This window comes from Vibrio sp. R10-SG3-ISO10 (assembly GCF_059834185.1).
Map to the genome: position 1 here is coordinate 700,261 of NZ_JCBDHG010000022.1, position 23,263 is coordinate 723,523.

Genomic DNA, 23,263 nt, shown 5'->3' on the forward strand with positions numbered 1-23,263 from the left:
GTCTTAAGTTATCCGTTGATAACTTAGGATCAAAATGGCGTTTTTAGCTCAATCTTGTGAATTCAGTACGAATTTCAAGCGTTATCCACTCGGGCGCAACTTAACCCAAACTGTATCATTTGCGTTTACGCTAATCTCGCGATTGTAAGTCTCGAAACCATTCTTAGATACAGTAACTTGGTGTTTACCACGTGGCAGCACTACTTCAACGGGCGTACTGCCGTAGTTGATACCGTTGATAACAACCGCATCATCGTACTGATCAGAACGAACGGTCACGTTGACCCAGTTCTTATCGTTCTTTTTGGTTTTTGCAGCTTGGTCGCCTTTTAAACAGTAGCGAGAAGATACATTAAGCAGCTTACATGCTGCTGAAGCTTCTGGACGAGCTTGAAGCTGAGACTGCATTTGTGTGAAGTAGCTATTGTTACCTTCAAAACCAGAACGGATGATTTGGCTCTCCTGAACATGGACGTTGAGCTGAACACCTTTAGCATTCTGCTTAGCTAAGTTCGATTCAGTTAGACGATCCATTAACTTAGCTTTAAAGGCTTTAACCGCTTTTTGCTTAGTTAGATATTGGCCTTGGCTAGTACACTCGCCCAATGTCATTGTTGAAGAACAGGTAGTTTTGTAGCTTGTTTCAAGTACATCGCTTTCACGAAGTTCAGCAGCAATACGTTTGACACGCGCTTCAACTTTTTGCTCTTGGAGATAAGAAAGCTCCGAGTTGACGCGTGCTTGTTTCTGCTTGATTTGCGAAAGGCGCATCTCACTTTCAGTGATTGCTTGCTGGTTTTCAAGTAGTGAAGATTGGTTCTCTTTCACCTCAGACCAAGCATCTTGGTAAGCTTTTTGGAATGAAACTAAGTCGATATCTGGATCATCTAAGAGGCGGTTATACTGTTTGTCCAGTGCCGACTTGGTGCGATTACGCTTAGCGTTGAGTTCCTGCTCACTACGCTTAAGCTTACTTTTATCATTCTGAAGTTGTTGGAGACGTTCAGCTTCAGAGTCGAACTCTGCAGCCATTGTACCCATTTCCGCTTCTTTATTTTCTAATTTACTCTCGATTTCTGCAACAGGATCGCCCTGTACATTTTCTTCTGCAAAAATCGAAGTCGAAACCCAAAGAGGGCTTAGCGCAAGCAAAAGCGCTGGGATGCGACGTGTGATCATAAGTCCCTGCAACAATTAACGTTTAAATTACCAAAGTAAAATATTTAAACCCAGTGCATATATCTAAAGACATGCACTTTAAAATAGGAAAAAGACAAACTTTTGACAGTCCATTGTTAAGATGCCTTGAAAAGGTCGATTTCTTCCATTTTTTCATCTCTATTTCTAGAGAGTGTTACCTAAGCTTATCATAAATCGAGATAAACTTATCTAATACATAATCCATTTTGGGCGCATTGGAGAAATATGCAAGTAAAGATTCTTGATCGGTAAGCGGTAAAATGGATAGAAGTGACATAAGCCGTAATTTATGTGCACTTGATCATTCTTCCAGTAGCTAGGTTGGTGGTTTTTTCAACAACTAGAAATGGCTCCGGAGACGAGTCTTACTGAGCAAAATGCAACCTATTTGATAAATTATCAATAGGAATTTCGAGTTGAATCACTTTTGGTATACCATGAACATTCCGCCACCAAATACACCAGTGTACAGCTATGTCTTCAACCTTTAAGTCAGAAAACAAACCATCAGCTGCCAAAGATTTGTCACCCTTGCCTGCGCAATTGGTCACTTTGCCGTCTTACATGGAGTGCCATGACCATAGTTACACTCAAGTGGTCATTGGATTGAAAGGAAAAGCAGAATTTGAAGTCAGTGGCTACGGTAACTTGGTGGGACCGGGTCAAGGCTGTGTGGTGACTTCTGGTACAGGTCATGCCTTTGGTGGAGTACTGGAGCAATCAGATATCTTAGTGCTTAACATGCCTTTGCCTAAAGATGAGGATCCTTTGTTGCTACAAAGACTGAATGACCTTAATCAAAAGGATACCTACTTTCAGCTGGATAGCCAGATTCAAAAATTGATTCAAATGCTAGTAGCTGAAATGCAGTCTAGCCCAGATGATCTTCTACTTAGCAGAGCCTGTAACGATACGGTTGTTGCGCTATTGCAACGCCACATGTCTGCTTTTGCTAATTCACGGCGCGATTCTCGTTTTGATTTAGAGGCAATCGACCGTTACATCGAGCAGCACCTAAGTCAAAAAATCTCCGTTACCCAGCTTGCTGGCAGTGTGTTTCTTGGAGAAAGCCAGTTTCACTCGCTATTTAAAGAGCAAATGGGTATTACTCCCCACCAATATGTATTAGGTAAACGCATTGATATGGCTAAACAGCTCATAGAGCAAGGCCATCTCACTTTAGGTCAAGTGGCCGAATTTACTGGATTCTCTGGCCAAAGTGCCTTCACACATACTTTTTCTCGCCTTCAAGGCATGTCACCGTCTCTGTACAAGAAACAATTTGGTTAAATAAGATAACTTTAACCATATATTATTTTGCTTATTTGCATGTGACTCTGTATTTGTTTTGTTAATAATCAGAGTTTTTAGCAAAAAACTCGGAGTTTTTGACAAGTAATCTTCTCGGACTCAAAATACACTGCAAGCCATTGTAGGAAACCTGAACTAATTTCAGGTCTGAGATTGAGGAAAACGCATGTTTACAGCGACTGACGTGTTAAATGCTGAGTTTGTTGAGCAACCGCTTAACAAGCTTTGGTCGTTGATCTCTCCACTATACATGGTGGATGAATCACAATGGCTTAATCAATTGCTGCCATTAGCAGTGCCAACCGATGGCGAAAAAGAGCAAATTGCTGCAAAGACGACCGAGCTGATTGAAGCGATACGAGCGGATAAAAAGTCGATTCAGATGATCGATGCGCTATTGCTTGAATACAGCCTTGATACGCAAGAAGGTATCTTGCTGATGTGTTTGGCAGAAGCGCTGATGCGTATCCCAGATTCAGCAACGGCTGATGCACTGATTCGAGACAAATTGACTGTAGCGGATTGGAAATCTCATCTTAAGAATTCAGACTCTGTGTTTGTTAACGCCTCGACTTGGGGATTAATGTTGACTGGCAAGGTCGTGGGTCTTTCTGAAAACGAATCTCAGAGCCCGGTGAGTGCGGTTAACCGCCTAGTAAACAAAATGTCCGAGCCTGTAATCCGTAAAGCGATGCACCAGGCGATGAAAGTGATGGGGCACCAATTTGTACTTGGACGCAGCATTGCTGAAGCGCAAAAAAATGGTCGCCCAATGCGCGACAAAGGCTTCACCTATTCTTATGACATGTTAGGTGAGGCAGCACTAACAACCGCTGACGCTAACAAGTATTTCAAAGATTACCTCATGGCGATTGAAGCTGTAGGACGTGACAATTACGGGTTGGATACCAGTCCAGCACCCTCGGTTTCGATCAAGCTATCCGCACTTCATCCACGTTACGAAGTTGCCAATGAACAGCGAGTGCTGACTGAGCTATATGACACGCTGCAACAGTTACTTCGCCGTGCAGTTGAGCTTGATGTTGCGATTACCATTGATGCAGAAGAAGCAGACCGTCTTGAGCTTTCTCTAAAACTGTTTGAGAAAGTGTATCGCAGCGAACTTGTTAAAGGCTGGGGTAAGTTTGGCCTGGTGATTCAAGCCTACTCGAAACGTGCTTTGCCTGTTCTAGTTTGGATCAATGGTCTAGCAAAAGAACAGGGGGACTTGATTCCACTTCGCCTTGTGAAAGGTGCTTACTGGGACAGTGAAATCAAGTGGTCACAACAAGCGGGTTACACTAACTATCCAGTGTATACTCGCAAAGAAGCGACAGATGTCGCTTATCTTGCCTGTGCGCGCTTCCTACTGAGCGACAATGTCCGCGGCAATATTTTCCCGCAGTTCGCTAGCCATAACGCGCAAACGGTGACATCGATTGCGGTAATGGCTGGCCATAAAGATTTCGAATTCCAGCGCCTTCATGGTATGGGAGATTCTCTTTACAACCACGCGATGGAAGCTTACCAACAGTCAGTTCGTATTTATGCGCCAGTCGGTAGCCATAAAGATCTGCTTCCTTACTTGGTACGTCGATTACTAGAAAACGGCGCTAATAGCTCTTTCGTACATCGATTGGTCGATGCACGCTGTCCTGTAGAAACTTTGACCCAGCATCCAGTTGACATGCTAAATGCGTTTGAAACGCTAAATAACGCCAGTATCCCACTGCCAACTGGCGTGTTCCCTGAGCGCAAGAACTCACTTGGCGTCAACGTTGATATTGAAAGTGAAGCAAAGCCGTTTGAGCATGAGGTAGAAAGCTTCTTGAGCAAAAACTGGATGGCAGGACCAATCATTAATGGTGAGTTCCTTGCCGAAAGCATGATCAAGGAAAACATCAACACTGAATCGGTGACGGCGCCTTACGACAGACGTATCCATGTTGGTCAGGTCGCTTTTGCTACTCTTGATCATGTTTCCGCTGCTATTGAAGGTGCAGAGCAAGCATTTAGTGCTTGGCAAATGACGCCAAAGACAGAACGTGCTGAAAAACTGGAAACCTTAGCCGACCTTCTTGAAGAGCACTTGGCAGAGCTCGTAGCCATCTGTCACCAGGAGGCAGGTAAGACGATTCACGACAGCATTGATGAAGTTCGTGAAGCGGTTGATTTCTGTCGTTACTACGCCAAACAAGTCGATGCACTTGGCGAATTGGCGGTGAAAGGCTTTGATGGTCAAAGTCGTGTTGTCACTCGTCAAGGACGTGGTGTCTTTGTTTGTATTAGCCCTTGGAACTTCCCGTTGGCGATTTTCCTTGGACAAATTACTGCGGCTCTTGTTTCTGGGAACACAGTGGTTGCTAAGCCTGCGGAGCAAACTAGCCTAGTCGCAGCTCGCGCTGTAGAACTTATGCTAGATGCAGGTTTCCCGGCAGGCACAATCCAACTCCTTCCTGGCCGTGGCGCAGAAATTGGCTCAGCATTGACCTCGCACTCTGCAATTGCAGGTGTCGCGTTTACAGGCTCAACCGCAACCGCGCAGCGAATCAACCAAACCTTGGCAGAGCGTGATGCAGGGCCAGTCCCATTTATTGCTGAAACTGGCGGTCAAAACGCGATGATCGTCGATAGTACTGCGCTTCCAGAGCAAGTGGTTCGTGACGTAATTCGTTCTGCATTTGCTTCTGCGGGTCAGCGCTGTAGTGCACTGCGTGTTCTCTATGTTCAGGAAGATATCGCCGATCGTATTGTCGCCCTTATCCAAGGTGCGATGGAGGAATTGAGCGTAGGCAAGCCTTATCTTCACTCTACTGATGTTGGTCCAGTTATCGATCAGACGGCTAAAACGAAACTGCTTCAGCACATTGAGCGAATGAGCAGCAGTGAAAAGAAAGTCGCTCAACTTGCGTTGTCTGAAGAGCATGAGCACGGTGATTTTGTTGCCCCTACGGCCTTCGAGATTGCTGACATTTCTTGTCTCAAAGAAGAGCAGTTTGGGCCTATCTTGCACATCGTTCGTTTCAAAGCGAGTGAGTTGCACCAAATTGTTGAGCAGATAAATACCACTGGATTTGGTTTAACAATGGGCATTCACAGCCGCAATGAAACCACCTATCGCTGGATTGAAAAGCATGCTCGCGTAGGTAACTGCTACATCAACCGAGACCAAGTAGGTGCAGTGGTAGGTGTTCAACCGTTTGGTGGTCAAGGTTTGTCTGGCACGGGTCCAAAAGCCGGTGGCCCACACTACCTGTATCGTTTTACCCAAACACAATTTTCTTAATTGAGTGAGCAAGGAGAATAATCATGGTTCATCAAGTAACTCGTTTTTCTGACGCTTTCTCAGCTTGGGAAAACTGGAACTTAACTAATTTTGACTCTAAGAGTGAGTGTTTGCTCGCTTTTAAACAGGCTCTACAACACGTACAGCCTGAGTTGGCTTCTGTTGTTTCCTACCATATTGAACAGGCTTCAGCTCTGCTTGCTGAAACACATCAATTGGCTGGCCCGACAGGTGAAACCAACGAATTGTACACTGCAGGTCGTGGTGTAGCTCTCGTGATTCAGGACGATACACGAGAGCAGGCAAAGCTAGCGGTAGTGGCGCAAATCAGCGCGGCACTTATCGCAGGTAATAGTGTCATCTTGTGCAGTGATGATGCTGAGCTATGCCAATCTTTAGAAGCTGCTTATCAGCAGTCTTCGTTGCCGACTAACCTAGTACAGTTTGCTGCGCTTGATGCTTACCATCAACTGCTGGAATCGGATGTACGTAGTATTGGTTACGTCGGTAACACTGAGGTTGAAAGGACAATCAACCGTCAACTCGCCAAACGTTCAGGTGCCATTGTAAGCCTGACGTCTGAAACGGATTTTGTGAATCTATCTGTGGCTCACGATCCCCATCTAGCGCTTCGTTTTATTACAGAGCGTACTAGAACAATAAATATAACAGCAGTGGGTGGTAACGCGACTTTGCTCGAGCTAGGAAGCGAAACCCACTAATCTTCATTGATTTGCCCTCGAATATCGGGGGCATTCAGGGAAGGCGATCTTTTAAAAGAGGACAAATCACATGGAAAATAGCTTTGCTATTACAACCACGTTTATTGCGTATCTGATACTAATGCTGGCCATTGGTGTTATCGCTTATCAGCGCACAAAAAGCTCAAGCGATTACTTCTTGGGTGGCCGCTCACTCGGCCCTTGGCCTGCGGCATTGTCAGCAGGTGCTTCTGATATGAGTGGTTGGCTTCTACTTGGTCTGCCAGGCTATGCTTATGCAGCAGGTATCGAAGCGTTCTGGCTAGCAGGTGGTCTACTTGTAGGTACTTGGTTGAACTGGCTAATTAACGCGAAACGTCTACGTACGTACAGTATTACGACCGATGCGCTAACACTACCAGAATTCCTATCTCGTCGTTTCGACGATAATTCAAAACTGATTCAGGTAATTTCTGCTTTCTTCATTCTTTTATTCTTCCTTTTCTACACAAGCTCAGGCTTGGTAGCTGGCGGTAAATTGTTTGAGACAGTATTTGGTTTAGATTACACAACGGCAGTTATCATCGGCACAGTCTGTGTTGTTTCTTACACGCTATTTGGTGGTTTCCTTGCGGTATCTTGGACTGACTTGGTTCAAGGTTTACTGATGGCAGCGGCACTATTAATTGTACCAATTGCAGCGATGGAAGGTGGTTTTGGTCAACTAGGTAGTGACTTAGCAGCGATCAACCCTGAACTGCTGACATTGTGGGATGATTCAAAAGGTGAGCCACTCTCAGCGATTGCGATTATCTCGCTTGTAGCTTGGGGTTTAGGTTACTTTGGTCAGCCACATATCCTTGCACGTTTCAAAGCATCTCGTTCTAACAAGGATCTAACGACTGCGCGCCGTATTGCTGTAATTTGGACTGCGCTATCTATGGTCGGTGCGATGTTAGTTGGTCTAGTTGGCCTTGTGTATGTCACCAACTCTGGTGTGAGCGTTGACGACGGCGAGAAAATCTTCATGTTGCTGGTTAACTCGCTATTCCACCCTGTGATTGCCGGTATCTTGCTTGCTGCGATTCTAGCGGCTGTAATGAGTACCGCGGATTCACAACTATTGGTTTCGTCGTCTGCTCTAGCGGAAGACTTCTACAAGCAAGTGTTTAAGAAAGATGCGAGCTCAGAAGAGATCGTCATGGTAGGCCGCGTCGCCGTTATCGGTATCTCGATTGTAGCACTAGTTCTCGCTATGACACCTGACAGCTCTGTACTTGGTCTTGTTTCTTACGCTTGGGCTGGTTTTGGTGCTGCGTTTGGTCCTGCTCTTGTACTTAGCTTGTACTGGGAACGCATGAATCGCAATGGTGCTCTAGCTGGTATTCTTGTTGGTGGTATTACCATCGTTGTGTGGAAACAGCTATCAGGTGGTTGGTTCGATGTGTATGAAATCGTACCGGGAATCATCTTCTCTGCTATCGCGATTATCGGTATTAGCCTAATGACAGGTGAACCAGAAGAGTCGGTGAAAGCACAGCACGCTAAATTTAAGAAGCAGCTGACTGAACTTGACTAGTTCGTGCCTCTTTTGACAATAAGCCCCGAAGTTCGGGGCTTTTTTCGTATATAAGCAGTTAATTTGGCTATTTATTGAACTTACCTCACGTTTTCTAAACTAATGTTTGAATTGAGTGAACTCTCCCTTCCAAAATGTGTCGATTATCAATAGCGCGAACTTTTAAGGAGAGAAGAAAATGCCACAAATGCACTGCCACTGCTGCGGAAAAAGCACAGCACATAAGATTGTTATGAAACGTTGCGAAGTTCAGCATGACTCGGTAGCAAAAAGTATGGCGTGTTTCTTTTCGACCCTTTTTCAAGGAGCGCACTATGTCAAAATGGAAAAGCAGGCTTTTTGTCGAGTTTGTAACACTCAATCTGAAGTGATTTCTACGCAAGACACTTTTTCAGATGTGAAAATCGCATAACTTCACAAAATCTCTATACCACTTTCGCATAAGTGTAAGTGCGTTAACGCTTTTGACTTAAAATGGCGTTACGTTTTTGTCACTTACTATGAGCGATAAATGGATTTAGATCGAATCGACCGAGAAATACTTCGCGCTTTGAACCTCAAAGGTCGACTACCTATTGTTGAACTTGCTAAGCAAGTGAATCTCACTACCTCTCCTTGCTCTGACCGTGTAAAACGTTTAGAAAAAGAAGGATATATCACAGGCTATCACGCCGAATTAAACCCAGAAAAACTGGGCTTGGATGTTCAGGTTTTTATTCACATCAGACTGGATCAAACCAGCTTCTCAATATTTGAAAAGTTCGCTCAAGCTGTGGCTGATATGCCCGAGATTGAAGAGTGTTACTCTCTATCTGGTGACTTTGATACCATGATCAAGGTTCGAGTCAAGGATATGAAGGCCTATCAAAACTTTATGTCGACTAAGTTAGGCACTTTGCCTGGTGTGATTCAAACACGCAGCGAAGTGGTGATTGAAGAGCATAAGACCAGTTTTGGGGTTAATGCAGATCTCATTTCGAAGTTGTAAAAAAGGGAAGCAATGGCTTCCCTAAGAGAGTTAGATTGTCTCTTATGCGACAAATGATGACACCACGCCGATAAGACCACCAAAAACACCACCCCATACAACCAGCCAGCCTAAGTGCTGTTTGATCATCTTTTGCACCATCTCTTTGACGAGTTTAGGCGTTAACTCGCTTAGGCGTTGATCGATAATGTTTTCGACGTTGGTTCGTATTTCGTCCATCATTGCCGGCGCTTCAAACTGCTCTTTCAGCGCCTCTTTGATAGTCTCACTCTGGCTCATATCGACAATGGCTTCTTTCATCTTATCGACAAATGGCTGTTTCATTGGCTGAAGGGCTTCCGTTCCTCCAAACATCGCTAACATGCCGCCAAACTGAGAGTTCGCAATGACATCAACAAGTGAGTCGAATGTCGGTTTAAAGTCGATCTTCTCGATCACTGGCTCAAGGTTAAGCGATTTACCCCCTGCTATCTCTTTACTCAAGAACTTATCAATGTTCTCCTGAGTAAAGAACTGTTCCATCATTAGGTTCTTGATCGCTGCTTTAAACTCTTCGAAACGGGCTGGAATCACGCCAGAACCGTATAACCCAGGAACTTTCTCGAACAACATGTGAATGGCTAACCAGTTGGTGATTGCGCCGGAGAAAGCGAATAAACCGGCGTAAAAGGCGATTTGATTCCCTGTCTGGTGGCCTCCCGCTAAGAGAGCGAGTGCGATAATGTTAGTAAGTAAACTTTTGTTCATGAAGAAAATTGGGTGATTAACTGACAATGGAGCGCAGTATATAACATCTTGATCTTGTAGTGACACTCCTTTGCCAATATAAACGACCCGCATATAACGGTGTTATTTCTCTTCTGTGGAAATAATCGCTTGCTTGATGTGCTCTGGTATCGCTGCTTTGGTTTGGTTCTTGAAATCAAACATGACACAAGTGGCGGTTCCAACAGTGGTGACTTTGCGGGCTTTTTTACTAACGACAAGATACTCCATTGTAAAGCGGTCATCCTTAAGCTCCGATACTCTAGAACCAATAAGCAAGGTGTCAGGGTAGGTGACAGGCATTTTATAGCGACAGTCTGTGTGCCCCAGTACAGGGCCAATGTGGTGCGTTTTGAGATCGACCAGTAACTCTATTTTTTTAAAGTAATCGAGTCGAGCTGTTTCGAAGTAGCGGAAATAGACCGCATTATTGACGTGCTGAAGGGCATCCATTTCACCCCACGCAACAGGGACTTCAGTGACGATAGGGTAGTCGGCAAGTAGCTCTTCCATGTTCATTCTCCATTGATATCGAGCAAATAGTCTAAATCGAACGGAGGATAATGTGTTTTTGATGTTATAAAATTGTGATCAAAAGAGATTCGGCACCCAATAGGCTTGAGTTATATAAGCCAATGAGGAAACTCTCCAGTTATCCAGTTATCCAGTTATCCAGTTATCCAGTTATCCAGTTATCCAGTTATCCAGTTATCCAGTTATCTAGCTCCCCTAATTCTCTAGTTATCATACGGCACATCATCAAGTCGCCACATTTTTAGGGTATGACTGACATCTAGGCATTTTCCGAGCAGAATCTGATATTTAGGATCATATGGTTCTCCGATATAGGTTGTGCGTATCAGCTCACCTGTCTTCATGTCGACCTGTGTGACGGTTCTTCCCTTAAAGTTTTGCAATAGGATAAATTGCTCACTTTCATAGACTAGCTGTTCTTTATAGAACCAAAAGGTATCTTTTGTATGCAGGAGCTTACATTTTAGCGGAAGTGATGCAGAGTGTTGTGCTGAGCTTGGGTTGGTCAACAACAGCACATACAGTAGTAGAGTGCTCATTTCGTCGTCCTTAATCCCACCGAAAAGTTAAATTAAGTATAGATAAGGGAGTCGACTTTGGCTGAGAGTTTTATTGAGACAAAAATAAAGGGCCCTTAAGCCCTTTATTTTAGATAAAAGCGACTATTGAGTTCGATAGCTTTTCAAAATGTCAGCGAGCGAAACCGAAGCCTGCGTTAGGTCGGCGATACCAGCAGATGATTGCTCCGCCACGTTACGAATGGTGTTAGATTGAGTACGGATGTCACTCAGTTCTGTTGCAATATCGTTTGCTACTGCGCTTTGCTCTTCAGCAGACGTTGAGATCTGGATGCTCATATCCATCAGTGATCTTGCTGATTCTGAAATAGATTGTACGTCATTGCCAATATCCGCGACTAAGTCACTGCTGGTCTGCGCTTGGCTAACGGTTTGTTCAGTAATCGATGCAATGCTGTGAGTCTCGGACTGTAGCTTTTCAATCATTGACTGGATTTCAACCGTCGCAGACTGTGTGCGGCTTGCTAAGGTTCGAACTTCGTCAGCAACAACTGCAAAGCCGCGACCTTGCTCACCCGCACGTGCCGCTTCGATCGCCGCGTTAAGTGCTAGAAGATTAGTCTGCTCAGAAATAGCGTTAATTGTGGTAATTACTTCATTGATCTGAGTGGTGTTTTCAGTAAGGCTTGCCACTGATTCTGACGCTTTACCAATATAGTCTGATAGTCGAGAAATTTCACTGATAGCTGACTGAACGCGAGTGTAACTTTGTTCGATATGCTGAGCATCGTTTTCCGTTTGTGATGTGGCTTGCTGAGATATGTTGGAGACTTCTTTTGCGGAAGCCGTCATCTCTTCCATTGCAGTGGCAACTGAATCCAACGACGCATACTGCTGGCTAATTTGGGTTTCGCTCAGTTTCATTTCTTGTTCAAAAGAGGATGAGGTTCCACTCAAAGTTGTCGCACTTTCTTTCACGGTAACGACCAGATCGGTCAGAGTGTCCATCGCTTTATCAAGAGCACAACCTATAGTACCAAATTCATCTCGACCCGGATGGAAACCCAAACGTGAAGTTAAATCACCTTCACCAATACGTTGCGTAGTTGTGTAAAGTACCCACAGCGCTCCACCTAGGAAGGTGGCAACCCAATAACAGAAAATGGCAAACGGAATCACCCACAGAAAGCTTAACGCAAAACTGGTTAGTGCTTGTGATGTGGCTTCTTGTACTTGGTTCTTATTATTGAGTACGAGCTGATAGGCTTGGCCGTCTGCACCTTCCGCCGTTACTGTCGCGATACCATCATTGTATTGAGGTTTGTTTACCGAACTCGTCGTTGAGACGTTTGGCAGTTGCAAAATACTCTCTGAAGAGCCAACGCTTAATATCCCATTAAGTTGGTGCTCTGCCGCCTGAATTGTTTGTTGCTCAAGTGCGTTTGTCTCTTGAAGGTACCTTCCTCCTGCAATAGCTGCCACAGCAACTAGGAACAGAGCAAATATCACCCACATCTTGTCATTAATGGACATCTTGATAAACAAGCGGTCTATCGTTCGAAATTCAACTTCTTTCATACCAGGATTCCTACGCTTTCAATAGCAAATAGCTTACTCGTCATTTTGTAAAAATATGTTTATAAATTTATCGGTCTGAGGTGAAGAATTATGAGTCTCTTGTCGCACTAATTTGTAATCATAATTTGTGTTTATGCCATTTATGTGAAGATGATCGTTATTCGATGGATATTTGCACTATTGAAATAGCGGTAAGCTGGTGAGTGATTCGTGTTTCAAGAAGGTTATTACTTCGGCTTGATTTTTGCTGATGCTATCGTCAACGTCTAAAAAATGGAGCAAACATGGAAATAAAAACGGGTCAGTTGGACCACCCAGAAGTTCTTAAACTGTTAGAGGAACACCTTGCCGACATGAACGCCACTTCACCTCCTGAAAGTGTACATGCGTTGGATGTGAGTTCGCTGCAAAATGAGAGCGTAACATTTTGGAGTGGATGGAAAGCCGATAGACTTATGGGCTGCGCCGCTATTAAACGTTTGGACGCTAATCATGTTGAAATCAAGTCCATGCGGACTTCGAGTGCGGCGAGAAATCAGGGTGTCGCCTCATTTTTGCTGCAGCATGCATTGGACTTTGCACGGCGAGAGGGCTTTACTAGAGTCAGTCTGGAAACGGGCTCAATGGGATTTTTTGCTCCCGCAAGAGCCCTTTATGAGAAGCACGGTTTTCACTATTGCAAGCCATTTGGTGACTACACGCTAGATCCAAACAGTCAATTTATGACTTTAGAACTATATAGTTAGGAGCAAGAGCCCCTAAATCTGTTCAACTGCTTTTGGGCGTTGAAACATCTGTCGAGGTGAGAACCCTGTCACCATCATGGTGCCACTTAGCACCAAAGTGGTGCCAACGATAGTGTTCCAGCCTATCGGTTCATCTAAGATTAATGTTCCCCATAAAATACCAAATACAGGAATCAAAAAAGTAACAGACAAAGCGGAAGCGGCACCTTCATCAGCAACCAGCTTGAAGTAAAGCAAATAGGCTGCCCCAGTACACAAGACTCCAAGTGCAACAACAGACAGCATTTCTTGTTGGCTAGGCTCACCTCTCATTGGTATGAAAGGCAGTAGGGGCAATATGATTAAGACGGCTGCCCACATATTGCCATGCGCGTTATCGTACGCTGCAATTTTTGGCGCAGTCTTGGTGTAGTTTGTCGCGATGCCATAACTAAACGCCGCCATTACCCCCGCAAATATTGGTAGCGCTGCATCAAGGCCGATATTTATTGCATCGACACCGACTAAGGTGATCACCCCAGCAACCCCGATCAACATGCCTAGACTGGCTTTAGCAGTAAGAATCGCTTTGTGCCAAAAGATACCAATCAGCGCACCCCATATTGCCGCAGTTGAATTTAATACCGATAAGGTCGAGGCGTTAAGTGTTTGCGCTGCATAGGCAAACAGCATAAAGGGTAGTGCGGTGTTGAACAGTCCGATGATCATAAAGTGTTTGAAATTACTGCGAAATGCGAGCTTACGTTTTAAATACAGTGAAACAAGCAGCAAACTGATCGCAGCGAACCCAACCCTGAACTCAATCAAAAAAGCAGGGCCGAAGGTATTGGCGGCGATGCGCATAAATAGAAACGAGCCACCCCATATAGCGGCTAGGCAGATTAAGCGAAGAAAGCTTGCTGTACTCATTATTATTCCCTTCTTATTTGTTACGCCAATGTGAAGCAAACTGATTCAATAGGCAATAGTAGAAAGGATTAGATTTCCGGAAATGGCTAGGATCTTATGTTGCGATGTTTTTTCATCTGATGAGAAAGCGTCCAATCTAGGGCATCGTCATCGTAATGCAGTAATACTAATCTAGAACTTATTTACCTAGCATAAGCACATCACGTTATGAACTTGATCGTTAATGTCCACAAAGGTATTCGAAAGCACGGGTTTGAAATGGCCACGCGACAAGCATGGAAGTGTGGGATGAAAGCCAATTTAGTGAAGCGTGTTATTGGTGTCGCTCGCGGGCAGATTGTCTGCGTGATTGAAGGTGTCCGCCCTGAGCTTTCGACCGAGATTAACAACGCGCTACACAGTGATGAGAAGCAAGGTCGATATGTTTTTGTTGGTGGCGTGGTCTGGCAACCTAATGACCTGCTTGCCCCTGGCTTTCCTGACTTTATGTTTATGCACCTAAGAAACTTGGGCACCAAACATAAATATATGACCGACGACGAACTGTTTCTGAATCTGGCTTAGGGGTGGAGATGATAACGCTATTTCTAAAGTGTTTGCTCGGCGCCGCTGCGGTCATGATGATCGCATTACTGTCTAAGTCGAAGAGTTTCTATATTGCTGGATTGGTGCCGCTATTTCCTACCTTTGCCCTGATTGCACACTATGTGGTGGGAAGCGAGAGAAGTATGGAGGAATTGCGCGTTACCGCTCTGTTTGGGCTCTATTCGCTGCTACCGTACGCAAGTTATTTGCTCGCGGTTTATTATTTCAGCTATACCTTTTCACTCGTGCAAACCTTATCGATGGCGACAGCGGTGTGGCTTACCTCATCGATGGTATTGTTGCTTATTTGGACCAAAGCATTAGCGTTGAGTTAAACAAAAGCCTAGGTCGGACCCTAGGCTTTGTCATTGTCTTAGAATGGATACCAAAAAAGCTCAGTTTCAAAATAGCGTTTCACGATTGCAAGTAAGACGATCAACACCACTGCGGCTAGACATAGCTTGTCTGAGCTTTGTAGAGGTTTAGCGCTATACCAGCTACGCGCTTTATGTCGACCAAACCCTCGTAACGTCATTGCATTGGAAATCTGATCGGCGCGGTCAAGGCTAGAAAAAATCAACGGTCCGAGGATTTTTGCGACATTCTTCATACGCTGAAAAAGAGGCGTACTTTTAGAGATATCGAGTCCGCGAGCCTGCTGAGCATGCATGATGTTGACGAAATCATTTTTCACTTCTGGTAAGTATCGTAGGGTTAAACTCACCGCATAAGCAATCTTATATGGCACGCCAATTCTGTTTAAGCTGGCAGCAAACTCCGTTGGATGGGTAGTAAAAACAAACACCAAAGCAATCGGGAACATACTGAAGTACTTGAGTGTTACTGTGACCAAATAAAACAACGTCTCCTGGGTAAGCGAGTAACCACCGGGCAGGGCAAGCAGAACGTTATGGCTGCCGATGAACTCTGAGCCTTGCTGCGGAGCAAGCAAAAACATAAACAGGGCGTTAAGGAGTAGAACACTCGCCGTTCCGATCAATAAAGGTTTATACACCTTAAAAGGCACTTGAGTGAGTTTAAGCAGATACAGGCCAGCTAAAATCAACACACTGATCATGCGCAGATCAAAGGTAGTAAGAACAACCGTGACCCAAGCCATGAATAAAGCAAACTTAGTAATTCCGTTTAATGCGTGCAGTGGAGACTTGGTATCGACAAAGCTGATGCCAAACTTCATTTTAGAGGCATTCATGCGACATTCTTCTCTTGTTGGATAAAGTACTGCATAAAGGCGTTTTTATTTTCCACCTCTAAACTTTCTGCCAAATCGTAAAGGCTGGTAGTAGTTAGGTTAGCCTTGTCCAACAACTCTGGTTGGGTAAAAACATCTGTCATAGGAGCATCAGCGACGAGCTTGCTGTCTGAAATGACAATCGAGCGGTGGGTATACTCCAGTACTAAATGCATATCGTGAGAAATGATGATGACGGTAATACCCAATTTTTGGTTGAGCTTGCCGATGAAATCTAGCATCGATGTGTAGTTTCGGTAATCTTGACCCGCTGTTGGCTCATCCAGTATCAATAATTGCGGTTCTAACGCAAGAATTGAAGCAATCGTAACTCGCTTTTTCTGCCCGTAGCTGAGAGCTTCGATTGGCCAGTTTCTGTACTTGCTTAGACCACATAACTCTAGAGTATCAAGAACTTTCTTTTCGATTTCTTGCTCTGTTAAGCCTTGGTTACGCAGACCAAATGCTACTTCGTCAAAAATCATATGATGAGAGATCATATGATTCGGGTTTTGCATCACGACACCCATCTTCTGACTGCGTTCGAAAATGGATAAAGTGGCAATGTCTTGGTTTTGAAAAGAGATAGAGCCTGAGTCTGGACTCAGTACACCCATGATGAGCTTGGTTATGGTTGATTTACCTGAACCATTCTTACCTAAAATAGAAACGAACTCACCTTGCTTGATATCAAATGAGACATCTTCAAGTGCGTTTTTTTCTCCGTCGTAAGAATAGGTTAACCCCTCAATGGAAAGCAGAGTGTCGCTGTTCAAGCTCGTGTTGATAGGGTGAGCTTGCCACTGAGAAAATAAGGGTTTGTACGATTCGACGGGCATCGCACGCAGGGACGCACAATTGTCTGCATCTACTGGGCATTGAGCCGCTTTCAGCGCAGATAAATATAAAGGTTCACGAATGCCATGATTGTTCAATAGAGAAGACGAGAGGATTTCGTTTGGTGACAAATCCGCGACGATTTCACCTTGCTCCATCAAGATCACTCGGTCAACGTGACGATGCAACACATCTTCAAGGCGATGCTCGATGATGATGATGGTCTTGCCTGTCTCTTTATGCAGTTGATCAATAATCTCGATTGTCTTGCGCCCTGTTTTAGGGTCAAGAGCGGCGAGAGGCTCATCAAACAGTAAGGTATCGACGTCGTCAACTAAAATGCCCGCTAAAGATACCCTTTGTTTTTGACCACCAGACAAATCATGAGGTGAGCGGTCAAGCATATGTTCTAGCTCAACCATTTTGGCAGTGGACTGAACCAGCGGGTACATATCAAGGTTTGAAGCAAGCTGGTTCTCCAGTGCAAAGGCTATGTCTTCGCCCACACTGAGCCCGACAAACTGGCTGTCAGTATCTTGTAATACGGTGCCAATTTGTTCGGTGTAATGGTGTAGGTCTAGCTCTGAGATACTTTGACTGTTTAGAGTCAACTGCCCTGAAATTTCGCCTTTGATAGCATGAGGAATCAGTCCGTTTAAGCACTGACCAAGGGTAGATTTACCACTACCACTTGGCCCGATAATGACGATTTTCTCTCCTTTCTCTATCCTTAGATTGATATGTTTTAATGTCGGTTTATCCAGTGACTCATATCTAAAAGAGAAGTCAGAAAATTCAATTGTCATTGATGATTAAGCCTCAGTCAGATTGCGGCTTTGCTTATTACGTTTCGCAACAGATTTAAGAATAAAGTAACCCACAACGGCAATAAGTACTGTGTTACCAGCGGCGATGATTGAAAGTTGAGTAAACACTTTAGTGAAAGGTTCGGCGTATAGAATCGTATCTAGGAAGGCTGAACATCCGTAACCGAAGATATTACCCACTAATGCTAGAGCAACGAAAAGACAAAAATCCTTATTGTTGAAATCACCTGTTGAGATGCGGTTTTTGGTTAGCATTGGGAAAAAACCAATAACCATACCGACGATACCCGAGCCCAATACCCAAGTTAGCCACACGCCCCAACCAGCAAAAAGGTCGGTTACCCAGTGACCAATAAACCCAACTAAAAAGCCAACAACAGGCCCAAAAAGGACAGAAAAAAGTGCTAGGACTGCCATGGCTGGTTTAAGAGTGGTGTTCGCAAATACAGGAATACCAAACATAGGCAAGCCGCCAATTCCATATAATGCCGCACCAATAGCGATTACAACCACTGTTTTTGCTGTAAAGTTCATAGATATCCTTTGTCTTATTCTTAATAAAAACGTCGAGCGTATGTTTTAATCATTATTAGTCGCTAGATCAGCAAGCCGCTGATTATACCTGCTAAGCGATGGCTTGGAAAGATAACGGGCTAGACGTCTGGATACCTTGTGTGCAAACGGAAAGGTACAATTTAAGAGGTGGACAGACATCACCCAAATGGAAAGCAAATCCCGCGTTGGGTGATGTCATTATGCTTAGGTCAACAGGCTCTAGTGGTCGAGATAGAGATAGTTCTGCCAGCTTTTCATACGAATTAGTACTTTGCGCATAATCGAAACATGAGTGAACTGATCAGAATAAACGGCCACTTCTACTGCGGTACCTAAAGGGAGGTGATACGGAGAAAGGTCATCAGTGATTCTCAGCTTCGCGAACACTCTGCCACTGGTTCTTAACGCTTCGGTGCCTAACAAAGCGCCTCTAGCTTGAAACTGGCTTTCACCAATGGCAGGCAGTATCTTTACTACCTCGCCTTTAAACACCTTACCTGGCAGTGCTCTAAATAAAAACTCCGCTTCAAAGCCAGGCTGTAGGCGTTGTAGGGAGTTTTGCCTAAATGCAGCGGTATAGAAGATCTCTTCGGTATGAACAAAGGTCATAACGGGAGCGAGTGGAAGCGGAACTGCCATCACACCGGGTCTTAAAGCCAGTTGGGTAGCAAAGCCATCTGTTGGCGCTCTCACTATGGTTTGCTCTAAATTGAATTCCGCTTGGCGTAGTTCTTCGATTAGGCGGGCAACGGTTGTGTTTTCGCCGCCTATTTCTGAATCGAGTGCTAATTGGGCTTGTTCGACTTTAGCGTTCGCGACATTAACCGAAGATTCCGTGGCCTTGTAGGCTTGACGTCGAGTGTCGAGTTGCTGCTCAGTAAACGCCCCTTTATCGAACCCACGCTGATAGCGGTCAAACTCTCGCCTCGCTTTGTCTCGTTCTGCAATGGCCTTGTTCTTGGCCGCAATGGCTTCTTGTAGGGAAGAGTCGAGCCCCAGAGCTCCTTGGCTAGCCTCTTTGATCTGCGCTTTTTTCTTGGCTACCTCGGCCTCATAAGGTATAGGGTCTATTGTGAATAACACTTCTCCTTGCTTGAGCTGTTTATTCGCTTCGACGGGAACATCGATGACTCGTCCTCGCACACCAGAGACAATTGGAGTGGTGGAATAAACTTGATTGCCAATTTGGGTAAAAGGGTGGTTGTAGTTCATCAATAAAATCAGGGTTCCGATAAGTACTACCCCCCCAAGAACCGCTGTTGGTACGGTCCATTTATTAAGCGGGATATTGAAGACTTTGAAGATGGTAATGCATAGCGCCGCGTAGGTTAGAATGAGTAATAAATCCATTATTGCTCCTCCTCATTACGGTCAAATTGTGGTTGTATTGTTGAAGACGGGTAGCTCTGCTGCTTTAGCTCGGCGACTTCTTTTTGCAACTGACTGACTTGGTCAATCAGCTCATCTACGCGGTGATGAATATCGTGCTGCTCTTCTTCAAGCCTTTTGAATCCCCAACCTCTTTCTTTGCGCCATAAAGTGGCCCATATCCAAAGAAATGGCCAAATGGCATGGAGAGTAAACAAACTCACCCAACCTGCGTAATGAATGGCATCTTGATGTGGATGCTCGCGATCTCGGGCGATCTCATAGGGAATATCGTGAATCACGATAATGCCGTAGAAAATAACCAGCGCAACGAAGATCAAAAGACCTAACGCGAAATAGTCTAGAAACATACTCACAATCCTTGTTCATAGTATTTTGTACAGAATAGAGGCGTATCTGTTTAAAGTATAGAAACAAAATCAAGACATTAGGTGAATTTTGTTAGCACTCTCATAGCGCTAATGAGGCGAACAGTCAGTTAAGCACACGATAAAAAACAAAAACGCCCGCTGCACAAGGAAACGGGCGTTAAGCAGAAAAGGCTCTATTTTTATTCAGTACAGACTTGGTTACGTCCATTGGCTTTGGCGCGATAAAGCGCTTTATCCGCTCGGTAGAAAGTCCTTTGCGTATTTTCACCTTCACGGTGAAGCGTAATTCCGATACTGACGGTCAATCCACGTTCACCCAAAATGCTTTGCCAACCAAAATTGAAAATGCGCTCACGATAATTTTCCGCGTGCATTTCTGCTTGCTCTATGGTCGCACGCTCTAAAATGACCAAGAATTCCTCGCCACCAAAACGTACGCATGAAGCGCCACGAAACTTGAAATAAGCTGAAAGTTCATGAGAGACATTAACGATCGCCTTGTCGCCGACTAAATGGCTGAGTTCATCGTTGATCGATTTGAAGTGGTCAATGTCTACAACCATGAGAGCAAACGGCACATCATGAAGTAGCAGGTCCTTTAACTTAACATCCAACCAGCGGCGGTTATGCAGAGAAGTTAGAGGGTCGGTAAAGACATCTTGCTGTAGCTGAGCCACGGTATGTTTCTGGCTCTCTGTAGTCTCTTTTAGCTCTCTATTTTCTTGTTCCGAAAGAATCAACTTTAATTGCAGTTCAAAACGGGACAGGCGGCGTAACTGGCTAGCCCCTAGCTCTCCGATAGGAATCTTTTTCATCAGATCGCTTTCGATACGATAAGCACTTTTCTGATAATCTAGCGCGCTTTTATAATCGTCTTTTTGCTCACAAATCTCAGCCAACGAGTTGCACAGCTTAAGGTTAAGAATCGGAGATGCATAGAGTTTGATTCGGCGCCTTGCTGACTCTAGCACCCAGTTCGCGATGTGGGGTTTGTTTTGCTCACTAAGACAGGCCGCGAGCTCTAGGCGGATCATGTTGGAGAGCCAAGTCGAGTGTATGTTGCCAGCTGAGTATTGGACATTACCTAGTGATTGCATGGCTAAGTCCATCTGTTTGTTCTGTCTGTAGAGCTTTGCTTGGTAAAGTAATATCTGCCCAGATAGCACTTTGTCACTGACTAAGATGCTAAGTTCTTCACACTCTTTTATAAGATCATTGGCTGCTGTGGTACGTTTTAATTCGATGTAACAGGAGAGCATGTAGAGTTTGTAGCGTAAACGTAAAGAACGACTACTTATCGCATGATCAATGCTGTCTATCTTTTGGTAATAGCGTAATGCTCGATTATGGTCGCCATATGCATCGCAAAGGTTGCCCATTCCAAGTACCGCCAGGACATAAGCATCAATATAGCCATTGTCGACCGCAATGGTTGATGAGCTGATGTATTCATTTAAAGCGCCATGAAAATCGCCATTTTCAACCAAACGGTCCGCAAGACCATTGCGCACTTCGAGGATAAGTTCTGCATCTTCTGGCAGCGTAAGGTGACCGAGTGCTTCTTTTAGTTCATCAATACTGGTCTGGATTTGCTTCAATTCGACGCGAAATTCTGCACTGATAATCAGGCATTGCGCTATTTCTTGTGGAGACGTTGCGACATGTTGTCGGACATGATTCCAAAAGATGAGGGCTTCTTCACCTGATACTGAAGAGGGGTCTAGGCCAGAATCGGAAATTTTATTTAGTAAGGCTTCCATGCTGCTCTTCCTGTCGCTGGCTGTCTTCTAATTGTTCTAAGGTAAATGGAAAAGTCAGAATATCTTGGAAGATCACCTTGGGTAGTGCGTCGTCCAATCCTTTCCTGTGCCATGGGTAGATTTCGATCATCTTGGCTAATACATGGAAAACGTTGACCGCCTCATCTCCCTTATCAGCGAGTAAGATACCTAATCGCTCGCTACTGAGTCGAGACAACATATCCTGTTTGTTACATAGAGAATGGGCGAGTTCAGTACAAACCTCTAGGTAACTAGAATCTTCGTGTTGGATGACAATAACAGCATGATTAGAGCGCTTCAGCTCGGTTTTAAATAGAACCAATTGCTCCCACCAGTAGGTTTCTGACACCATCTGGCTAAGCTGCTTTTCGGGGTCAAACTCATGCTGACCTCGAATTCGATTGATTAGCTTGCGTGCTCTTTGTTCAAGCTGACGTTTTGATGCTCTCGCTTTATCGTTGCTGACTCGTGCAGTTTGCTCCCTGAGCATACTCGTGGAGTGTTTACGATATTTTTGGAAGGCTTCTAATGCGGTTTTAAAGTCACCGGATTCTTCCGCTACGCGAGATTGTTGAAAACAGATTTGTGAAAGTAACTCACCATTATCAAATGTCACAGCTGACTGCTCTGCTTGAATGAGCAGTTCCGCTGCTTTCTGTGGATTTTTGCGAAGCAATTCGACTCTGGCACGGCTGATAAATGAGTGTGCTTTCATCCATACAAGATCATGTTGCATCGCCAACTCGTGGGCTTTTCGCGTCGCTTCTTCAGCATCTTCGACGCGCTCTAAACCAAGCAGAGCGAGACCTCTAAAGTCCCAAACTTCTGCTTGCCATGTATTGTCGTGATGATCTTTAAGGGCTTCGGCTGCACCATCTAGAACCGAGAGCATTTCCACGTAGTTGTTGAGTAGGTAATGATCCCAAGCCAACAAGATACGCGCTTTTCCTTCTAGCCAATTAATTCGAGCATTATTTGCCACGATGACCGCTAACTCGTGAGTGGTTTTAGCGAGGTTATATTCGTGGGTAATTCGCCAAACATTACCCAAGCCGATTAGAGATTCGAGCTGAATTTCGACTTCATCAACTAATGCAGATTGCTCTAAGGCATTGATCCAAAACTGTTGGGCTGAGTAATAACGGGCTTGTCCCCAATAATGCAGGGCATGGATGTGAAGGATCTCAGGGAGTAGATCGTCGGTATCTAAGGCGTTAAGTTTACCGTGCGCATCTTTGATGTACTTAAGCCCTTTGCGGTACTCCATGGTACACCACGCGCATCGTGACATGATGATAAGGCACTGAATTTCACCTTCAGGGTAGAGGATTTGCGCAGAACGCGCAGCACACTGCTCAGCGATAGCCCATACTTTTTCAGGCTCCGATTCGACCTTGCTTTTTAGCTGATCTATTTCGACCTCTAGAAGTCGCTGGCTTTTATCCAATGAATCAATCCTTTAAGGCTATTACCGTAGGCACACTAGTTATTATATGAATAGCCATTCGCTAAACTCTACTAAAAGTACCAAAACACCGAACGATTAACGGT

At 44.7% G+C, this 23,263-nt stretch carries 22 protein-coding genes; 9 read left to right on the forward strand and 13 right to left on the reverse strand.

Features of this window, described 5'->3' with window-relative positions; all coding sequences use genetic code 11:
* Positions 1 to 81 precede the first annotated feature (81 nt).
* Positions 82 to 1,179, reverse strand: a complete 1,098-nt coding sequence (locus AC6R16_RS16705) for a PEGA domain-containing protein (RefSeq protein WP_500640132.1) — start codon at positions 1,177 to 1,179, stop codon at positions 82 to 84.
* Between the two features lie 495 nt (positions 1,180 to 1,674).
* On the opposite strand from AC6R16_RS16705, the gene AC6R16_RS16710 reads away from it, so the two are divergent.
* From AC6R16_RS16710 to AC6R16_RS16735, 6 genes are all read left to right on the forward strand, one after another.
* Positions 1,675 to 2,490: an AraC family transcriptional regulator gene (locus AC6R16_RS16710; protein WP_500675126.1), complete on the forward strand. Its 816-nt coding sequence runs from the start codon at positions 1,675 to 1,677 to the stop codon at positions 2,488 to 2,490.
* 187 nt (positions 2,491 to 2,677) lie between these two features.
* Positions 2,678 to 5,797, forward strand: a complete 3,120-nt coding sequence (putA, locus tag AC6R16_RS16715) for a bifunctional proline dehydrogenase/L-glutamate gamma-semialdehyde dehydrogenase PutA (RefSeq protein WP_500675127.1) — start codon at positions 2,678 to 2,680, stop codon at positions 5,795 to 5,797.
* A gap of 23 nt (positions 5,798 to 5,820) precedes the next feature.
* Entirely contained in the window at positions 5,821 to 6,519 is a 699-nt protein-coding gene (locus AC6R16_RS16720) for a 1-pyrroline-5-carboxylate dehydrogenase (protein WP_500675128.1), read from the forward strand.
* A 70-nt stretch (positions 6,520 to 6,589) separates the two neighbouring features.
* Entirely contained in the window at positions 6,590 to 8,077 is a 1,488-nt protein-coding gene (putP, locus tag AC6R16_RS16725; RefSeq protein ID WP_500675129.1) for a sodium/proline symporter PutP, read from the forward strand.
* Between the two features lie 178 nt (positions 8,078 to 8,255).
* A complete protein-coding gene (locus AC6R16_RS16730; RefSeq protein ID WP_500640137.1) occupies positions 8,256 to 8,489 on the forward strand; it encodes a hypothetical protein in 234 nt (77 codons plus the stop codon).
* A gap of 99 nt (positions 8,490 to 8,588) precedes the next feature.
* The gene (locus tag AC6R16_RS16735) at positions 8,589 to 9,065 is read left to right on the forward strand and encodes an Lrp/AsnC family transcriptional regulator (RefSeq protein ID WP_004744557.1); all 477 of its coding nucleotides are present in this window, start codon (positions 8,589 to 8,591) and stop codon (positions 9,063 to 9,065) included.
* 42 nt (positions 9,066 to 9,107) lie between these two features.
* Here AC6R16_RS16735 and AC6R16_RS16740 read toward each other — a convergent pair whose 3' ends face one another.
* The 4 genes from AC6R16_RS16740 to AC6R16_RS16755 all read right to left on the reverse strand — a co-directional run bounded on the left by AC6R16_RS16740 (position 9,108) and on the right by AC6R16_RS16755 (position 12,460).
* Positions 9,108 to 9,812, reverse strand: a complete 705-nt coding sequence (locus AC6R16_RS16740; protein ID WP_500675130.1) for a DUF445 domain-containing protein — start codon at positions 9,810 to 9,812, stop codon at positions 9,108 to 9,110.
* Between the two features lie 102 nt (positions 9,813 to 9,914).
* Entirely contained in the window at positions 9,915 to 10,343 is a 429-nt protein-coding gene (locus AC6R16_RS16745) for an acyl-CoA thioesterase (protein WP_500675131.1), read from the reverse strand.
* 224 nt (positions 10,344 to 10,567) lie between these two features.
* On the reverse strand, positions 10,568 to 10,903 hold the full coding sequence (locus AC6R16_RS16750; RefSeq protein WP_500675132.1) for a hypothetical protein: 336 nt from the start codon (positions 10,901 to 10,903) through the stop codon (positions 10,568 to 10,570).
* 123 nt (positions 10,904 to 11,026) lie between these two features.
* On the reverse strand, positions 11,027 to 12,460 hold the full coding sequence (locus AC6R16_RS16755) for a methyl-accepting chemotaxis protein (protein ID WP_500675133.1): 1,434 nt from the start codon (positions 12,458 to 12,460) through the stop codon (positions 11,027 to 11,029).
* A gap of 284 nt (positions 12,461 to 12,744) precedes the next feature.
* Between AC6R16_RS16755 and AC6R16_RS16760 the strand changes: the two genes are divergently transcribed.
* Entirely contained in the window at positions 12,745 to 13,206 is a 462-nt protein-coding gene (locus AC6R16_RS16760; RefSeq protein WP_500675134.1) for a GNAT family N-acetyltransferase, read from the forward strand.
* 12 nt (positions 13,207 to 13,218) lie between these two features.
* On the opposite strand, the gene AC6R16_RS16765 is transcribed toward AC6R16_RS16760, so the two are convergent.
* The gene (locus tag AC6R16_RS16765; RefSeq protein ID WP_500675135.1) at positions 13,219 to 14,115 is read right to left on the reverse strand and encodes a DMT family transporter; all 897 of its coding nucleotides are present in this window, start codon (positions 14,113 to 14,115) and stop codon (positions 13,219 to 13,221) included.
* A gap of 207 nt (positions 14,116 to 14,322) precedes the next feature.
* Here AC6R16_RS16765 and AC6R16_RS16770 point away from each other — a divergent pair, with 207 nt between their 5' ends.
* The gene (locus tag AC6R16_RS16770; protein WP_004744564.1) at positions 14,323 to 14,679 is read left to right on the forward strand and encodes a hypothetical protein; all 357 of its coding nucleotides are present in this window, start codon (positions 14,323 to 14,325) and stop codon (positions 14,677 to 14,679) included.
* An 8-nt stretch (positions 14,680 to 14,687) separates the two neighbouring features.
* Positions 14,688 to 15,035 carry a GlpM family protein gene (locus AC6R16_RS16775; protein WP_500640144.1) on the forward strand — a complete coding sequence of 116 codons (348 nt, stop codon included), beginning with the start codon at positions 14,688 to 14,690 and terminating at the stop codon, positions 15,033 to 15,035.
* 38 nt (positions 15,036 to 15,073) lie between these two features.
* Here AC6R16_RS16775 and AC6R16_RS16780 read toward each other — a convergent pair whose 3' ends face one another.
* The 7 genes from AC6R16_RS16780 to AC6R16_RS16810 all read right to left on the reverse strand — a co-directional run bounded on the left by AC6R16_RS16780 (position 15,074) and on the right by AC6R16_RS16810 (position 23,159).
* Positions 15,074 to 15,913 carry an energy-coupling factor transporter transmembrane component T family protein gene (locus tag AC6R16_RS16780; protein WP_500675136.1) on the reverse strand — a complete coding sequence of 280 codons (840 nt, stop codon included), beginning with the start codon at positions 15,911 to 15,913 and terminating at the stop codon, positions 15,074 to 15,076.
* Complete coding sequence (locus AC6R16_RS16785) at positions 15,910 to 17,595, reverse strand: ABC transporter ATP-binding protein (RefSeq protein ID WP_500675137.1); 1,686 nt, start codon at positions 17,593 to 17,595, stop codon at positions 15,910 to 15,912. Before AC6R16_RS16785 ends, AC6R16_RS16780 begins: the two co-directional genes overlap by 4 nt.
* A 6-nt stretch (positions 17,596 to 17,601) precedes the next feature.
* The gene (locus tag AC6R16_RS16790) at positions 17,602 to 18,150 is read right to left on the reverse strand and encodes an ECF-type riboflavin transporter substrate-binding protein (RefSeq protein WP_500640147.1); all 549 of its coding nucleotides are present in this window, start codon (positions 18,148 to 18,150) and stop codon (positions 17,602 to 17,604) included.
* A 240-nt stretch (positions 18,151 to 18,390) separates the two neighbouring features.
* Positions 18,391 to 19,521, reverse strand: coding sequence for an HlyD family secretion protein (locus AC6R16_RS16795; protein WP_500675138.1), 1,131 nt, complete (start codon positions 19,519 to 19,521; stop codon positions 18,391 to 18,393).
* Positions 19,521 to 19,910 (reverse strand): DUF3302 domain-containing protein, encoded by a 390-nt coding sequence (locus AC6R16_RS16800; RefSeq protein ID WP_500675139.1) that lies wholly within the window; start codon positions 19,908 to 19,910, stop codon positions 19,521 to 19,523. Before AC6R16_RS16800 ends, AC6R16_RS16795 begins: the two co-directional genes overlap by 1 nt.
* Positions 19,911 to 20,110: 200 nt before the next feature.
* On the reverse strand, positions 20,111 to 21,691 hold the full coding sequence (locus tag AC6R16_RS16805; RefSeq protein ID WP_500675140.1) for a diguanylate cyclase: 1,581 nt from the start codon (positions 21,689 to 21,691) through the stop codon (positions 20,111 to 20,113).
* Positions 21,672 to 23,159: a tetratricopeptide repeat protein gene (locus tag AC6R16_RS16810; RefSeq protein WP_500675141.1), complete on the reverse strand. Its 1,488-nt coding sequence runs from the start codon at positions 23,157 to 23,159 to the stop codon at positions 21,672 to 21,674. Before AC6R16_RS16810 ends, AC6R16_RS16805 begins: the two co-directional genes overlap by 20 nt.
* Positions 23,160 to 23,263 lie beyond the last annotated feature (104 nt).

What these genes read in the sequence shown, in the direction of transcription:
- AC6R16_RS16750 (WP_500675132.1), bottom strand. Translation starts at nt 10,903, where the DNA reads ATGAGCACTCTACTACTGTATGTGCTGTTGTTGACCAACCCAAGCTCA.
- AC6R16_RS16730 (WP_500640137.1), top strand. Translation starts at nt 8,256, where the DNA reads ATGCCACAAATGCACTGCCACTGCTGCGGAAAAAGCACAGCACATAAG.
- AC6R16_RS16790 (WP_500640147.1), bottom strand. Translation starts at nt 18,150, where the DNA reads ATGAACTTTACAGCAAAAACAGTGGTTGTAATCGCTATTGGTGCGGCA.
- AC6R16_RS16710 (WP_500675126.1), top strand. Translation starts at nt 1,675, where the DNA reads ATGTCTTCAACCTTTAAGTCAGAAAACAAACCATCAGCTGCCAAAGAT.
- AC6R16_RS16735 (WP_004744557.1), top strand. Translation starts at nt 8,589, where the DNA reads ATGGATTTAGATCGAATCGACCGAGAAATACTTCGCGCTTTGAACCTC.
- AC6R16_RS16780 (WP_500675136.1), bottom strand. Translation starts at nt 15,913, where the DNA reads ATGAATGCCTCTAAAATGAAGTTTGGCATCAGCTTTGTCGATACCAAG.
- AC6R16_RS16800 (WP_500675139.1), bottom strand. Translation starts at nt 19,910, where the DNA reads ATGTTTCTAGACTATTTCGCGTTAGGTCTTTTGATCTTCGTTGCGCTG.
- AC6R16_RS16740 (WP_500675130.1), bottom strand. Translation starts at nt 9,812, where the DNA reads ATGAACAAAAGTTTACTTACTAACATTATCGCACTCGCTCTCTTAGCG.
- AC6R16_RS16805 (WP_500675140.1), bottom strand. Translation starts at nt 21,691, where the DNA reads ATGGAAGCCTTACTAAATAAAATTTCCGATTCTGGCCTAGACCCCTCT.
- AC6R16_RS16745 (WP_500675131.1), bottom strand. Translation starts at nt 10,343, where the DNA reads ATGGAAGAGCTACTTGCCGACTACCCTATCGTCACTGAAGTCCCTGTT.
- AC6R16_RS16720 (WP_500675128.1), top strand. Translation starts at nt 5,821, where the DNA reads ATGGTTCATCAAGTAACTCGTTTTTCTGACGCTTTCTCAGCTTGGGAA.
- AC6R16_RS16770 (WP_004744564.1), top strand. Translation starts at nt 14,323, where the DNA reads ATGAACTTGATCGTTAATGTCCACAAAGGTATTCGAAAGCACGGGTTT.
- AC6R16_RS16795 (WP_500675138.1), bottom strand. Translation starts at nt 19,521, where the DNA reads ATGGATTTATTACTCATTCTAACCTACGCGGCGCTATGCATTACCATC.
- AC6R16_RS16785 (WP_500675137.1), bottom strand. Translation starts at nt 17,595, where the DNA reads ATGACAATTGAATTTTCTGACTTCTCTTTTAGATATGAGTCACTGGAT.
- putP (WP_500675129.1), top strand. Translation starts at nt 6,590, where the DNA reads ATGGAAAATAGCTTTGCTATTACAACCACGTTTATTGCGTATCTGATA.
- AC6R16_RS16705 (WP_500640132.1), bottom strand. Translation starts at nt 1,179, where the DNA reads ATGATCACACGTCGCATCCCAGCGCTTTTGCTTGCGCTAAGCCCTCTT.
- AC6R16_RS16775 (WP_500640144.1), top strand. Translation starts at nt 14,688, where the DNA reads ATGATAACGCTATTTCTAAAGTGTTTGCTCGGCGCCGCTGCGGTCATG.
- AC6R16_RS16765 (WP_500675135.1), bottom strand. Translation starts at nt 14,115, where the DNA reads ATGAGTACAGCAAGCTTTCTTCGCTTAATCTGCCTAGCCGCTATATGG.
- AC6R16_RS16755 (WP_500675133.1), bottom strand. Translation starts at nt 12,460, where the DNA reads ATGAAAGAAGTTGAATTTCGAACGATAGACCGCTTGTTTATCAAGATG.
- AC6R16_RS16760 (WP_500675134.1), top strand. Translation starts at nt 12,745, where the DNA reads ATGGAAATAAAAACGGGTCAGTTGGACCACCCAGAAGTTCTTAAACTG.
- putA (WP_500675127.1), top strand. Translation starts at nt 2,678, where the DNA reads ATGTTTACAGCGACTGACGTGTTAAATGCTGAGTTTGTTGAGCAACCG.